General features: G+C 69.2%; 11 protein-coding genes. 6 read left to right on the top strand and 5 right to left on the bottom strand.

The features are described 5' to 3' along the window. Positions 1-7 precede the first annotated feature (7 nt). On the bottom strand, positions 8-1,003 hold the full coding sequence (locus AMK34_RS01545) for a hypothetical protein (RefSeq protein WP_073842422.1): 996 nt from the start codon (positions 1,001-1,003) through the stop codon (positions 8-10). A 127-nt stretch (positions 1,004-1,130) separates the two neighbouring features. Here AMK34_RS01545 and AMK34_RS01540 point away from each other — a divergent pair, with 127 nt between their 5' ends. From AMK34_RS01540 to AMK34_RS01530, 3 genes are all read left to right on the top strand, one after another. Beyond that, positions 1,131-1,703 carry a TetR/AcrR family transcriptional regulator gene (locus tag AMK34_RS01540; RefSeq protein WP_073844491.1) on the top strand — a complete coding sequence of 191 codons (573 nt, stop codon included), beginning with the start codon at positions 1,131-1,133 and terminating at the stop codon, positions 1,701-1,703. An 8-nt stretch (positions 1,704-1,711) separates the two neighbouring features. Continuing rightward, positions 1,712-2,854 carry an SGNH/GDSL hydrolase family protein gene (locus AMK34_RS01535; RefSeq protein ID WP_143202317.1) on the top strand — a complete coding sequence of 381 codons (1,143 nt, stop codon included), beginning with the start codon at positions 1,712-1,714 and terminating at the stop codon, positions 2,852-2,854. Positions 2,855-3,078: 224 nt separating this feature from the next. Next, the gene (locus tag AMK34_RS01530) at positions 3,079-4,173 is read left to right on the top strand and encodes a S1 family peptidase (protein ID WP_073842420.1); all 1,095 of its coding nucleotides are present in this window, start codon (positions 3,079-3,081) and stop codon (positions 4,171-4,173) included. Positions 4,174-4,191: 18 nt separating this feature from the next. Here the strand turns inward: AMK34_RS01530 and AMK34_RS01525 are convergent, their stop codons facing one another. Beyond that, entirely contained in the window at positions 4,192-5,088 is an 897-nt protein-coding gene (locus AMK34_RS01525; RefSeq protein ID WP_073842419.1) for a LysR family transcriptional regulator, read from the bottom strand. A gap of 80 nt (positions 5,089-5,168) precedes the next feature. On the opposite strand from AMK34_RS01525, the gene AMK34_RS01520 reads away from it, so the two are divergent. Both AMK34_RS01520 and AMK34_RS01515 read left to right on the top strand, forming a co-directional pair. Then, positions 5,169-5,576 (top strand): hypothetical protein, encoded by a 408-nt coding sequence (locus AMK34_RS01520; protein ID WP_037336683.1) that lies wholly within the window; start codon positions 5,169-5,171, stop codon positions 5,574-5,576. Then, positions 5,573-7,141, top strand: a complete 1,569-nt coding sequence (locus AMK34_RS01515) for a multicopper oxidase family protein (protein ID WP_073842418.1) — start codon at positions 5,573-5,575, stop codon at positions 7,139-7,141. Before AMK34_RS01520 ends, AMK34_RS01515 begins: the two co-directional genes overlap by 4 nt. Here the strand turns inward: AMK34_RS01515 and AMK34_RS01510 are convergent. The 3 genes from AMK34_RS01510 to AMK34_RS01500 are packed head-to-tail and all read right to left on the bottom strand — an operon-like array spanning position 7,138 to position 11,946. After that, positions 7,138-7,875, bottom strand: coding sequence for a fumarylacetoacetate hydrolase family protein (locus AMK34_RS01510; protein WP_073842417.1), 738 nt, complete (start codon positions 7,873-7,875; stop codon positions 7,138-7,140). The two genes, AMK34_RS01515 and AMK34_RS01510, sit on opposite strands and share 4 nt — an antisense overlap. Continuing rightward, a complete protein-coding gene (locus AMK34_RS01505; protein WP_073842416.1) occupies positions 7,872-10,769 on the bottom strand; it encodes an FAD-binding and (Fe-S)-binding domain-containing protein in 2,898 nt (965 codons plus the stop codon). The genes AMK34_RS01510 and AMK34_RS01505 overlap by 4 nt, the downstream gene beginning before the upstream one ends. Positions 10,770-10,779: 10 nt before the next feature. After that, a complete protein-coding gene (locus AMK34_RS01500) occupies positions 10,780-11,946 on the bottom strand; it encodes a pyridoxal-phosphate-dependent aminotransferase family protein (protein WP_073842415.1) in 1,167 nt (388 codons plus the stop codon). Between the two features lie 155 nt (positions 11,947-12,101). On the opposite strand from AMK34_RS01500, the gene AMK34_RS01495 reads away from it, so the two are divergent. Continuing rightward, positions 12,102-13,415, top strand: a complete 1,314-nt coding sequence (locus AMK34_RS01495; RefSeq protein WP_073842414.1) for an SLC13 family permease — start codon at positions 12,102-12,104, stop codon at positions 13,413-13,415. Positions 13,416-13,556 lie beyond the last annotated feature (141 nt).

Below are 13,556 nucleotides of genomic sequence, written 5' to 3'. Positions count from 1 at the left end.
CACGGCTTCAGCCACCGTCCGCGAGTGAGCCGCTGCCATCGGGGCCGGTCACGATCACCCGGCTGCTCACCGCGGTCCCGAACGGGATGATCGTGACCTGCCACGTCTTCGGCTCCCCGACGTGGATGGTCGCCTTCGCCCGCTGGACCAGGGCAGGGACGCGGTCGACCGACGGCTCTCGGAGGTCGAACCGCGGCACCTGGGCGCCCGTCGGGGCGAAGACCACGGTCAGCCGCCGGTCCTCGACGACCGCGGTGATCACTTGGGAAACATCCGTGGCCAGCGCCAGCGAGTCGATCGCGCGGCGCAGTTCCCCTTCGCCCAGCAGGGATCTGTCGACGTTCACGGTCGCCGATCCCGAGGAGGACGTGGTCGTGCTCGACTGGGTTTCCTCCGCCCGGACGGGCTCTTCCGGCGCGAACAGTTCCGCGCGGAACAGGTACAGCACGAGCGCCGCGCCGAGGACGAACCCGAGGACCGCGAGCGCGCCGAACGCACAGCCCTCCGCCGGTTCCTGCACCACGCTGGACTCCGGGGCGGATTCGATCACCGCCTCGGCCACGCGACGCTCCCACTCCGGTGACAGCCGCTCGACGACCTCCGCCTTCCACGGCCGGTCCGGCGGATACCGCACGACGAGGACATCGCCCGCGTGGTAGCCCGGAAGGTCGACCAGGTTGATGCCGTGGGTGATCTTCAACCGGTAGGTCGCCGCCCCCTCGGGGGCGACGGTGAGGTCGAAGTAGACCGGGATGTCGCCCGTCTCGGTGCCGCCCGCGCGGAGGCTCTCGACCTTGGCGAGCGCGATCACCGGCGCGATCCTCGCCTCACGAGCACGTCGTGGCGCTCCGGCGAGGTAGAGCAGGATTCCGTAGGCGATGGGGAGCCCGACGCCCGTGATCATCAGTGGCACGTACTCGATGACGATCCCCACGACGAACGCGCACAGGGTCGTCCCGGTGATGATCCCGGTCAGGAATCCGCGGGCGAGGGCGAGCGGCATGGGCGTTACTCCAGACTTCCGGGGCGGGTGCGGTCAGTCTTCGCCGGTCCGGGCGCTACCGAACCCAGGTTTCGGCTGCCTAATCTGATTAGGCAAGTCCCGAATGGACTATGGTACGGTGGTCGTCATGGCGAGAGCGGGACTGACCACGGAACGGGTGGTCCGGGCGGGTGCGGAGCTCGCCGACGAGATCGGCTTCGAGCACGTGACCCCCACCGAGCTCGCGAAGCGGTGCGGCGTCAAGACGGCGAGCCTGTACTCGCACGTGAGGAACGCCCACGAGCTGAAGACCGAGATCACCCTGCTGGCCTTGGCCGAACTCGCCGATCTCGCCGCCACCGCGGTGGCCGGCCTGGCGGGCAAGGACGCGTTGATCGCCTTGGCGAACGTCCACCGTGACTACGCACTCGAACACCCCGGCAGATTCACCGCCGCGAGATTCCGGCTCGCCCCGGAGAAGGCGTCCACCAGCGCCGGTGTCCGGCACGCCGAACTGATGCGGGCGATCCTGCGCGGCTACGACCTGGCCGAGCCGCACCAGACGCACGCCGTCCGGCTGCTGGGCAGTGTGTTCAGCGGTTTCGTCGGCTTGGAGTCCGCCGGAGGCTTCAGCCACAGCACCCCCGGCCCGCAGGAGAGCTGGACCGAGATCCTCGACGCGCTCGACGTCCTGCTGCGCGCTTGGCCCCGAACGAAATGAACGGAAGAATGCTCACCACCCCGATCAGCGCCGCCCTCGTGCGCGGTGCGCTGGACCTCGAAGACACCGAACGCGGCGTGCTCCCCCACCGCCTGCCCGCCCGGGCCAGGCAGCAGATCCCCGACGGCCAGCTGGCCATGGCGGAAGCGCAGCCGTCCGGGGTGCGGCTGGTCTTCCGCAGTACGGCGACGCTCGTCGAACTGGACGTCCTGGCCACCAAACGGGTCTTCGCCGGTACGCCGCCCCGGCCCGATGGCGTCTACGAACTGCTCGTCGACGGTCGGCTCGTCGGGAGGGCGAGCGTGACCGACGGCGACACGATCACCGTCGACCTGGCCACCGGTACCGCGCGGCACCAGCCCGGCCCCGTCCGGACGCTGCGGTTCGACGGCCTGGCCGGGCACGAGAAGAACGTCGAAATCTGGCTGCCGCACAACGAAACGACCCAGCTCGTCGCCCTGCGCACCGACGCGTCCGTCCACAGTGTCCAGTCACCCGGCGGCGAGACGTGGTTGCACCACGGCAGCTCCATCAGCCAAGGCTCCAACGCCGCGACCCCGACCGGGATCTGGCCCGCCACAGCCGCGGCCATCGCCGGAAAGGAACTGGTCAATCTCGGTTTCGGCGGCAGTGCGCTGCTCGACCCGTTCACCGCGCGCGCGATGCGCGACACGGCGGCCGACTTCATCAGCCTCAAGATCGGGATCAACGTCGTCAACGCGGATCTGCTGCGGCTGCGCGCGTTCGGCCCGGCGGTGCACGGTTTCCTCGACACCATCAGGGAAGGCCATCCCGCCACGCCGTTGCTGGTCGTCTCGCCGCTCTACTGCCCCATCCACGAGCACACGCCGGGGCCCGGCGAATTCGACCCGGAGGCCTTGCGGGAAGGAAAAGTGCGGTTCAGGGCGACCGGTGATCCCGCGGAGACCGCCGCGGGAAAGCTGACGCTCACCGTGATCCGCGACGAACTCGCCCGCATCGTCAAGGAGCGGAGCGCGAACGATCCCCATCTGCGCTACCTCGACGGCCTCGAACTGTACGGCGAGGCGGACCATGCCGAGCTGCCACTGCCCGACCGCCTCCATCCGGACGCGGCCACGCACCGGCTCATCGGAGAACGCTTCGCCCGCCTGGCTTTCGACGCCTCGTGAGTCCCACCGTTTACTGTGCGCGTCTAACCCGGTAGCACCCGGTGCGGCTACCTATTTTTCTTCCTGTCCAACGAAAGTCGGTATCCGCCACCGGTGCGGCGGATCACCATGATCGGCACCGGATCACCGGTGCCGGGTCGCCTTGGCCGTGCCCGGCGACCCCACTGTGTCCAGTGCGGCCACCCCTCGCGCTGGATCCTCCCTCGCGAAAGTGAGTCACCGGTATGCGCACAAACCCCTTAGCTCGTACCGCCACCACACTGGTGGCCGCCGCCGCGGCCGTCGGCTTCCTCGCCCCGTCCACGGCCACCGCCACCACCATCGCGGGCTACTCCCCCACGGTGCAGCACGAGGCGGTGACGTCCCTCGCCGCCGAAACCGGGATCAGCCAGGCCGCCGCGGTCGAGTTCCTCCGGACGCAGACGGCCAGTGTCGAAACGCTGCGGAAGGTCACCGCGTCGCTCGGCTCCCGTGCCGCCGATGGTTACCTCGACGACGCCGCCGAACCGGTGGTGAACGTGCTCGACCAGGCCGCCGCCGACCAGGTCACCGCGACCGGCGCGCAAGCCCGCGTGGTCAAGCACTCCACCGCCGCGCTCACGAGCGCGCAGAACGCCCTGCAGGCGCTGCCCACGGTCGCGCACACCTCGATCGGCCTCGACCCCAAGGCCAACCAGGTCGTGCTGACCATCTCCGACGCCGCGAAGGGCACCGGCGCCCTCGTGAAGGCCGCGGAAGCACTCGGCGACCGGGTCCGCGTGGAGCGGACCACCGGCGAGATGCACACCGCGATCTACAACGGTGAGGCCATCACCGGCGGCGGCACCCGCTGCTCGGTCGGCTTCAACACCAACCGCGGCGGCCAGAACTACATCCTCGACGCCGGCCACTGCACCCGCGCGGTGTCGCAGTGGAACGTCGGGCCGTCGCAGGGCGCCAGCTTCCCGACCAACGACTACGGCCTGATCCGCAACACCACCGGCAGCGCGCCGGGCGCGGTCACCCTGTGGAACGGTTCCACCCAGCGGATCGCCTCCGCCGGTTCGGCCACCGTCGGGCAGCGGATCAGCAAGAGCGGCAGCACCACCCGGCTCACCTCGGGTTCGGTGCAGCGGCTGAACGTCACGGTGAACTACGCCGAAGGCTCGGTGTACCAGCTGATCCAGACCAGCGCGCTGGTCAACCCCGGTGACTCGGGCGGCTGCCTGTTCTCCGGCAGCGTCGGTCTGGGCATCACCTCCGGCAAGGGCAGTGGCACCTCGTACTTCCAGCCGATCGGCGAGGCGCTGAGCGCCTACAGCGTCACGCTCAACCCGTAAGCACGGTCCGGGCCCCGGTCACCGCGACCGGGGCCTGGCCGGGGCGTGGAAATGCTCGACGACGTGGTCACGGAAGCGTTGTGCCGCGGCCGAAAGATAGGTGTCCTCGCGCCACGCGACGCTGAGCACGCGACGGCAATCGGGATCGTCGACGTCGAGCCAGACCACCGTCTGGCTGGTCTCGGGGCGCAGTCCGAGCGACGGCACGAGCGCGAGTCCGAGACCCGCGTCGATGAGCTGGAAGAGCACGGCGGCTTCGTCGCCCTCGCAGACGATGTGGAGTTCGAGCCCGGCCTTCGCGAACAGGCGCTCGACGAGCGCGCGCTGCCAGTACCCGGGGCGCGTGGTGAGGAACGGCTCGCCTTCGAGGTCCGCCAGGCCGACGTGACCACGCCCGGCGAGCCGGTGCCCGGACGGCACGCAGAGGAACACCTGTTCGTCGAGCAGCACGCGGCTGCGGATGTCGTTACCCGCCAAGGGTTGCGACGAGATGCACAGGTCGACGTCGCCGGCCCGCAGCTTCTCGGTCATGCCCTCCGCCGACGCCTGGGACAGCCGGACGTCCACCAGCGGATGCCCGGGCACGAACGTGCGAAGCGGATCGGTGAGGGCGAGCAGGCTTTCGGCCGCGACGGTGACGGTGCCGCGCTCCAGCCCGGCGGCGTCATCGAGCTCTTGACGGGCGTCGTCGAGTTCGGCCAGCGCCCGGTCGACGCGGCGGAGGAACGCGGTGCCGAAGCGGTTGAGCCTGATCCGGCGGCCGTGCCGGTCGAACAGCGGTACGCCGAGTTCGTTTTCCAGCCTGGCCAGGGTCCGGCTGAGCGAGGGCTGCGCGACCCGCAGCTTCTCGGCCGCGCGGCCGACGTGTTCGAGCCGGGCGACGGTCTGGAAGTACCGGAGGGCCAGAAGATCCACTGCTGATACCTCACCTGTTATGAACAGATAACCGATCTTGTCTTGGACAGCATAAGGCCTCGGCTCTTACGTTCGATCGCGTGAGTGAAACCCTGACCAGCCCGAGCCGGAAGGCGAACGGGACGCTGGTGGTGAACCGGGTGCTGGTGAGCGCCCACGCCGTCGCGATCATCGGCCAGCCGGTGTTCGCGGGCGGCTACCTCGGCGGCGATTACGACATGCTCTGGCTGCACCGCTGGGGTGCCGACGCGGTCTCGTACCTGGCGTACGCGCAGATCATCGCGGCCTTGGTCCTCTGGCTGGTGCGCGGACCGCGCTGGCTGTTCTGGATCAGCCTGCTGCTCGCCGCGGGCGAGACCGGCCAGTACCTCGCCGGGATGGCGGGCGCACTCGATCTGCACATCCCCCTCGGCGTCGCGCTGGTCACCGGAGCGGTGCTGACGACCATCGCCGTCTGGCGGCCGCAGATCTGGCGGGCACGCCGATGAGCCGCCGTCTTCCCCGCAGGACCTTCCTCGGGCTCGCCGGCGGGGCCGGTGTCCTCGTCGCCGCCGGGATCGCTGCTCCCCGCCTGCTCGCGCAAGGCGCGCCGGGGACCGGTGAGTTGCTGCGCAGCGGGCTCCCCTTGCCGGAACCGTTCCGGGTGCCGCTGCCGATCCCGCCGGTCCTGCGTCCACAAAGGAGGGCCGACGCCGATCACTACACGATCACCCAGCGGGCGGCGACGGCCGAGATCCTGCCCGGCGTCCGGACGCCGATCTGGGGCTACGAAGGGATCTTCCCGGGTCCGACGATCGAATCGCGGCGGGACCGGACGGTGGTGGCGCACCATCGCAACGAGCTTCCCGTGCCGACCGTGGTCCATCTGCACGGCGGGCACACGCCGGCCGATTCCGACGGCTACCCGACCGATCTCGTCCTGCCGCGGTCCGGCTGGAGCACCGCGCACGCCGGGCACGGCATGGTCGACGCCCGTGCCCGGATCTCGAACGGGGAACGCGACTACGTCTTTCCGCTGCGGCAACGGGCCGCGACGCTGTGGTACCACGACCATCGCATGGATTTCACTGGTCCGGCCGTGTACCGGGGCCTGGCCGGATTCCACCTCGTCCGCGACGACGAGGAAGACGCCCTGGGCCTCCCGTCGGGCGAACGTGAACTGCCGCTGATGATCGCCGATCGTTCCTTCGACGAGCACGGCGAGTTCGCCTATCCCTCCCTCGACCGCTCGCTGCGGACCACGCCGGGAGTCGAAAGTGCTTACGTGGAGGGTGTTTTCGGTGACGTGATCCTCGTCAACGGCGCGCCGTGGCCGGTGCACGAAGTCGCGGCCACGCGGTATCGGCTGCGTCTCCTCAACGGCTCCAACGCGCGGCGGTACGACCTGGCGCTCGACCCGCCGCCGCCCGGAGGAGGCGGTTTGGTGCAGATCGGCGCCGACCAGGGCCTGCTCGACGCGCCGCGCGCACACGACCATCTCCCCATCGCCCCGGCGGAACGGTACGACGTCGTCGTCGACTTCGGCCGGTATCCGGTCGGCACCGAGGTCACCCTCGTGAACCGGCTCGGCACCGGCTCGACCGCCCAGGTCATGCGGTTCCTCGTCGCGCGCCGTGCGGCGGACGACAGCCGGGTTCCCGCCAAGCTCAGCGAGATCCCGCCGCTGCCCCGCGAGCAGGCCACGACCACGCGCGACTTCTCGTTCCGCGCGGGCGCCGTCCACGGTCGTTCGGGCTGGGTGATCGGCGGGGAGCCGTTCTCGCCGGACCTCATGTCGGCGAGCCCGCGCCTCGGCGACACCGAGATCTGGCGATTCGTCGCCGACATCCACCATCCTGTGCATCTGCATCTGGTGGGATTCCGGATCCTTTCGCGTGGCGGGCGGCCGCCGGGGCCGTTCGACGGCGGTATCAAGGACACCGTCGACTTGGCCCCGGGCGAATCGGTCGAGGTCATCGCCCGCTTCGACGGCTATCGCGGCCGGTACGTCTTCCATTGCCACAACGCCGAACACGAGGACATGGCGATGATGGCGAACTTCGAGGTGGTCTAGCGGACCGGGTTGGTCAACGCCCCGATCCCCTCGATCGCGACGGTGACCTCGTCCCCCGGCTCCATCGGCCCGACCCCGGCCGGGCTGCCGGTGAGGACGACGTCGCCGGGGCGCAGGGTGAACCAGCGGGTCACCCACGCGAGGATCTCCGGCACGCCGAAGATCATCTCCCGCGTGGTGGCACGCTGGGCGAGCCGATCGTTGATCCGCGTGGTCACCTCGAGGTCTCCGTTCTCGATATCGGTGGTGATCCAGGGCCCGAGCGGCAGGAACGTGTCGGCGCTCTTGGCCCGCGCCCATTGACCATCGGCCCGCCAGTCGTGCGCGGTGACGTCGTTGGCGCAGGTGTAGCCCAAGACATGCGCCAAAGCGTTCTCGACGGTCAGGTTCCGCGCGGTCCTGCCGATGACGACGGCCAGTTCGCCCTCGTACTCCAGGCGTTCGACCTGTCGCGGGTGCAGGATCGGCTGCCCCGGACCGGTCACGGCGTTCGGGGCCTTGAGGAACAGGGCGGGCCGCTCGGGCCACGGGCGGCCTTTTTCCTCCAGCTGGCAGGGATAGTTGCTGCCGACACAGACGATCGTGCGCGGCTCGCACGGCGCGAGCAGCCGGATATCGGACAGCGGGCCGACGACCTCGCCGGGGCCGGTGGCCGGGTCGTACGCGCGGACGACGTCGCCTTCGACGCAGCCCGTCCTGGCGGCCTCCTCCCGGCCGAAGCGGATCAGCCTCATGCCGGACCGCCGAGCGCTTCACGGACCAGTTCGAGCGGATGCCATGCCGTGCGGCCTGCACCGTGGAAGATCTGCTGACGGCACGAAACGCCGGTGGCGGCGACCAGTGTTCCGGCCGGTTCCCGCTCCAGCGCGGGGAAGAGCCGGTCGCGGCCGACGGCCATCGAGGTCTCGTAATGCTCGGCCTCGAAGCCGAACGAACCCGCCATCCCACAGCATCCGGAGTCGATCTCGGCGACCTCCAGCCCCGGGATGCGGCGCAGGAGCGCCATCGTGGCGGCGGCGCCGACCTCCGCCTTCTGATGACAGTGGCCGTGGAAGACCACGCGCCGCCCGCTCAGCCACGATCGTTCCGGCAGGTTCAGCCTGCCGTCGTCGATGGCCTCGACGAGCAGTTCCTCGACCTGGCGGACCCGCGCCTCGACCTGCCGCGCTTCGGGAAGGTCCGGCAGCAGCGCCAAAGTCTCGTCGCGCAAGGTGAACACGCACGACGGCTCACAGCCGACGATCGGCGATCCCGGTTCCGTGTCACGTGCCAAGGACGTGACCAATCCGGTGGCCTTCTTCTTGGCGTCGTCCAGCAGGCCTTTGGACAGGCTCGACCGTCCGCAGCAGCCCCCGGACGCGAGTTCCACCGCCCAGCCCGCACTTTCGAGCAGTTCGATCGCCGCCTTGCCGATCTGCGGTTCGGTGAAGGTGGTGAAGGAATCCGCGAGCCAGTTCACTGTGCCCGCGGTCCCCGGCGCCGTCACCCGGTGGCGACTCCAGCGCACGAGGTTCTCCCGCGCGAACTTCGGCAGCGGCCGTTCGGCCTTGATGCCGACGGTCCGTTCCATGAGCCTGCGGAGCGGACCGATCCGACCGGGCACATTGGACAGTGGCGCGGTCGCCGAGCCGAGCCGGTTGAGGAACCGGATCGAGCCGAAGATCCGCGACCGCAGCGGCGTGCCGTGCTCCTCGTGGTGCTGGTGCAGGGTTTCGGCCTTGAGCGAGGCCATGTCGACGCTCATCGGGCATTCGCTCTTGCACGCCTTGCACATCAGGCACAGGTCGAGGATCTCGTGCAGGCGGTCCCCGCCGAGCGCGGCCTTCGGATCCGGTTCGGACAGCGCCTTGACCAGCGCGTTGGCCCGGCCGCGCGTGGAATGCTCCTCCTGCAGGGTGACCTGGTACGACGGGCACATCACGCCGCCGGTGGTCTTGCGGCACAACCCGATGTTCATGCAGCGGTCGGCGGCGCCGCGCATCCCGCCGACGACCTCGAACGACAGCATCGTCCGCAGCGGCGGCGCTGGCGGCAGGGCGTCGCGGTCGCGCAGGTTCTCGGTCATCGAGGGCGCGTCGACGATCTTGCCGGGGTTCATCGTGCCCGCGGGATCGAAGAGTTTCTTGACCTGGCGCATGGCTTCGTAGAGTTCGTCGCCGAAGATCTCGCGGTTGAACTCCGAGCGGGCGAGGCCGTCGCCGTGTTCGGAGGAGTTCACGCCGCCGAATTCGGCCACGAGATCCTTGATCTTCTCCGCGACCGCGCGCATCGTGTCGACCTGGGCGGGGTCGGTGAGGTCGACGAACGGCCGGATGTGCAGGCAGCCGACCGAACAATGGCCGTAGAACCCGGCTTCGAGCCGGTGCTCGTCGAGGATTTCCTTGAACCGCGCGGTGTATTCCGCGAGGTGCTCGGGGTCGACGGCGGTGTCCTCGATGAACGCCAGCGGCCGCTTGGTCCCCTCGCCCGCCGCCATCAGCAGGCCGAGACTGGACTTGCGCACCTTGAGCAGCGCCGCCTGTTCGGCGGCCGTGACGAGTTTGAGCGTGTGATAGCCGTGCCCGTTGCGCTCCCAAAGTGCGGCCACCTCGTCTAGTTTGGCCGCCAGCACGGTCTCGTCGTCGCCGGAAAACGACACGAACAGCAGTGCTTCCGGATCGCCGACGAGATGGTTGCCGAGATCGGCGTACTCGATCTTCCGCCGCGACAGATCGAGGATCGTCTTGTCCATCATCTCGACCTGATGCGGCTCGCAACTGAGCGCGTCGAGCGTCGCCGAAATGGCGCCGTGCGTCGTTTCGAAATGCCCGACCGCGTAGACGGTCTTCTTCGGCTTGGGCACCAGATCGACTTCGATCCGGGTGGCCAGCACGAGCGTGCCCTCCGCGCCGACGACGAATTTGGCGAGGTCGAAGGGTTTGTCTTCGCCGAATCCGGAGAGCCGGTCGAGCCGGTAACCGCACGCACGCCGCCAGAACAGCGGCATGCCCTTGGCGATCGCGTCCTCGTGCGCGGTGACGAGTTCGGGGAGTTCGCGGTAGATGCGGCCTTCGTGTGTGTCCGCCTCGGCGCGCCGCAGGCGTTCGGTCTCGCTCACCGGTTCCAGGCGGGCGGTGGAGCCGTCGGCGAGCACGACGTCCAGCGCGCGGACGTGATCGATGGTCATCCCGAAGGTCAGCGACCCGGAACCCGCCGAGTTGTTGCCGACCATACCGCCGATCGTGGCTCGGTTGCTGGTGGAGGTGTCAGGCCCGAACATCAGCCCGTGCGCGGCCGCCGCCTGGTTGAGCTGGTCCTGGACGACGCCGGGTTCGACGACGGCGGTCCGCGCGACGGGATCGAGTGCGATGATCCGGTTCATGTGCCGAGAAAGGTCGAGCACCAGACCGGGGCCGACGGTCTGCCCGGCCAGGCTGGTGCCCGCCCCGCGCGGGACGACGGGCACGCCGAACTCCGCCGCGGTGGCGACGGCCGCGGCGACGTCCTCCTGATCGACGGGGAACACGACCCCGCGCGGCATGATCGAGTACATGCTCGCGTCGCGGGAAAACAGGTGGCGCGTGTAGTCGTCGAAGGCGACTTCCCCGGTGATCCGCGCACGCAACGTTTCTTCGAGAAGGCTGGTCATCGGCGGGCCCTCAGTGGTTCTGCAGCAGTTCGAGGGCGTCCTGCAGCCCGCGTGGATCGGCGGGGGCGTCGGCGAGTGTCAGTCCCATTTGGACTCCCGCGAGGGTGCCGGCGAGGGTGAGATCGTTGAACGCGCCGAGATGCCCGATCCGGAAGATCTTCCCGGCGAGTTTGCCCAATCCCGCGCCCAAGGACAGGTCGAACCGGTCGAGGATGATCGCGCGGACCTTGTCGGCGTCGATCCCTTCGGGCATCAGGACGGCGGTCAGCGCACCGGAATGCTCGCGCTCGTCCTGGCACAGGACCTCCAGGCCCCAGCCGCGGACGGCGGCACGCGTGGCGGCCGCATGCCGGGCGTGGCGCGCGAAGACGTTTTCGAGCCCCTCGTCGTAGAGCAGGCGCAAGGCCTCCCGCAGGCCGTACATGAGATTCGTATTGGGGGTATAGGGGAAGAATCCGCGTTCGTTCGCGGTGAGCATCGGGCCCCAGTCCCAGAAGATCTTCGGCAGGCTCGCGGTTTTGGCGGCGTCGAGGGCCTTGTCGCTGATCGCGTTGAAACTCATGCCCGGCGGGAGCATGAGGCCCTTCTGCGAGCCCGCGACGGTGACGTCGACACCCCATTCGTCGTGCCGGTAGTCGATCGAGCCCAGCGACGAGATGGTGTCGACCAGCAGCAGAGCGGGATGTCCGGCGGCGTCGATCGCGGCGCGGATCTGCGGGATCCGGCTGGTGACACCGGTGGAGGTCTCGTTGTGGACCACGCAGACCGCCTTGATCCGGTGCGCGGTGTCGGCGGCGAGCCGGTCGGCGACCACCTCGGGATCGGCACCACGCCGCCAGTCACCGGGCACGAACTCGACGTGCAAGCCGAGCCCCCGCGCCATTTCCTGCCACAGCGTGGCGAAATGGCCGGTCTCGAAGGCCAGGACGGTGTCGCCGGGGCTGAGGGTGTTGGTGAGCGCCGCTTCCCACGCGCCGGTCCCGGTGGCGGGGTAGATCACGACCGGGTTCGTGGTGCCGAAGACCGGCTTGATGTCGCGCAGCAGCCGCGTCGCCAGCTCCTGGAACTCCGGTCCGCGGTGGTCGATGGTCGCCGCCGCCATCGCCCGGAGCACCACGTCGGGCACGTTCGTCGGCCCCGGGATCTGCAGGAAGTGCCGTCCGGCCGCGTATGTCATGTGCGCCTCCACGCTCGGCTTCGAAGGTTTCGGGAACGAGACCTTGGTCTCGCCGCTTGAACGGTATACCGTGTACCGAACTCCGTCGAGGGGCTACCCGGAACAACTTCGACCCGTTTCCCTGAATGTGTCAGCGCCGACCGCAGAGGATTCCGATGTCCATACAACTCGTCACCGTCGTCGCGCTCGCCCTGGTCTTCCTGATCGCGACCGTGCTCCCCGTCCACATGGGAGCGCTGGCGTTCGTCGCCGCCTTCGTGATCGGCACGGTCTTCGCCGGAGAGAGCACCGACGACATCGTCTCGGGCTTTCCCGGCGATCTCTTCGTCATCCTGGTCGGGGTGACCCTGCTGTTCGCGATCGCCAAAGGCAACGGCACCGTCGACCGGCTCGTGCGCCTGGTGGTGCGCGCCGTCGGCGGGCGGATCGCCCTGATCCCGTGGGTGATGTTCGTGGTCACCGCGGCCCTGACCGCGGTCGGCGCGGTGGTGCCGGCGGCGGTGGCGATCATCGCGCCGATCGGCATGGGGTTCGCCCGCCGCTACTCGATCAACCCGATGCTGATGGGCCTGCTGATCATCAACGGCGCCAGCGCGGGCGGCTTCTCCCCCATCAGCATCTTCGGCAGCATCGTCAACGGCGTCGTCGCCCGCGACAATCTGCCGAGCGATCCGGGGCTGCTGTTCGTGTCGTCGTTCGTCTTCAACCTGGCGCTGAGTGTCGTGGTGTTCTTCCTCTTCGGCGGCCGCGAACTGATCCGCCGGTCGTCGGCCAAGCCCAAGATCGCCGCGCTCGCCCACAGCGGTTCCTCGACGGTGACGACGATGACCGGCACACCTTCCAGCGGTGGCACCGAGGAGCCCGAAGAGCGTCTTCCACTCACGCGCGACCACGTGTTCACGCTGATCGGGCTGGCGGCCCTGGCGGTGGGCGCGCTGGTGTTCAAACTCGACGTCGGTTTCACCGCGCTGACCGTGGCGACCGTGCTGTCACTGGTCTCGCCGGGATCGGCCAAGGCGGCCGTCGGCGAAGTGGCGTGGCCGACAGTGCTGCTGATCTGCGGGATCGTCACCTTCGTTTCGCTGATGGAGCGAGTCGGCACGATCGACTGGCTCGGCAACCTGGTGACGCGGATCGGTTCGCCGCTGCTGGCCGCGATCCTGATCTGCGCGATCGGCGCGGTGGTCTCGGCGTTCGCGTCGACGACCGGGATCCTCGGCGCGCTCATCCCGCTCGCGGTGCCGTTCCTGCTGGCGGGCGAGGTCGGCGCGGTCGGCATGATCATCGCGCTGGCGATCTCGTCCTCGGTCGTCGATTCGTCGCCGTTCTCCACCAGCGGCGCACTGGTCGTGGCGAACGCGCCCGCCGGGCAGAACGACAAAGTGTTCCGGGGCCTGATGATCTGGGGATTCAGCATGTGCGCGATCGCGCCGATCGCGACGTGGCTGCTGTTCATCCTCCCCGGCTGAGGCGGAGAGAGCTTTCCCCGGTACCGGTCGTTCCACGAGACATCGACATAGGGTGGCCGCGAGTTGCTTTCAGATACGACCTGAGCCTCGCTGTTACCTACCACGATACGACCGCCTTGCACTGACGCCTCAGCGGACGTG

The organism is Amycolatopsis sp. CB00013 (assembly GCF_001905755.1).
GTDB lineage: Bacteria > Actinomycetota > Actinomycetes > Mycobacteriales > Pseudonocardiaceae > Amycolatopsis > Amycolatopsis japonica.
The sequence above is the reverse complement of the archived record's forward strand: the minus strand, read 5'-3'. Positions and strand labels throughout refer to the sequence as shown.

What these genes read in the sequence shown, in the direction of transcription:
- AMK34_RS01545 (WP_073842422.1), bottom strand. Translation starts at nt 1,003, where the DNA reads ATGCCGCTCGCCCTCGCCCGCGGATTCCTGACCGGGATCATCACCGGG.
- AMK34_RS01540 (WP_073844491.1), top strand. Translation starts at nt 1,131, where the DNA reads ATGGCGAGAGCGGGACTGACCACGGAACGGGTGGTCCGGGCGGGTGCG.
- AMK34_RS01535 (WP_143202317.1), top strand. Translation starts at nt 1,712, where the DNA reads ATGCTCACCACCCCGATCAGCGCCGCCCTCGTGCGCGGTGCGCTGGAC.
- AMK34_RS01530 (WP_073842420.1), top strand. Translation starts at nt 3,079, where the DNA reads ATGCGCACAAACCCCTTAGCTCGTACCGCCACCACACTGGTGGCCGCC.
- AMK34_RS01515 (WP_073842418.1), top strand. Translation starts at nt 5,573, where the DNA reads ATGAGCCGCCGTCTTCCCCGCAGGACCTTCCTCGGGCTCGCCGGCGGG.
- AMK34_RS01510 (WP_073842417.1), bottom strand. Translation starts at nt 7,875, where the DNA reads ATGAGGCTGATCCGCTTCGGCCGGGAGGAGGCCGCCAGGACGGGCTGC.
- AMK34_RS01505 (WP_073842416.1), bottom strand. Translation starts at nt 10,769, where the DNA reads ATGACCAGCCTTCTCGAAGAAACGTTGCGTGCGCGGATCACCGGGGAA.
- AMK34_RS01500 (WP_073842415.1), bottom strand. Translation starts at nt 11,946, where the DNA reads ATGACATACGCGGCCGGACGGCACTTCCTGCAGATCCCGGGGCCGACG.
- AMK34_RS01495 (WP_073842414.1), top strand. Translation starts at nt 12,102, where the DNA reads ATGTCCATACAACTCGTCACCGTCGTCGCGCTCGCCCTGGTCTTCCTG.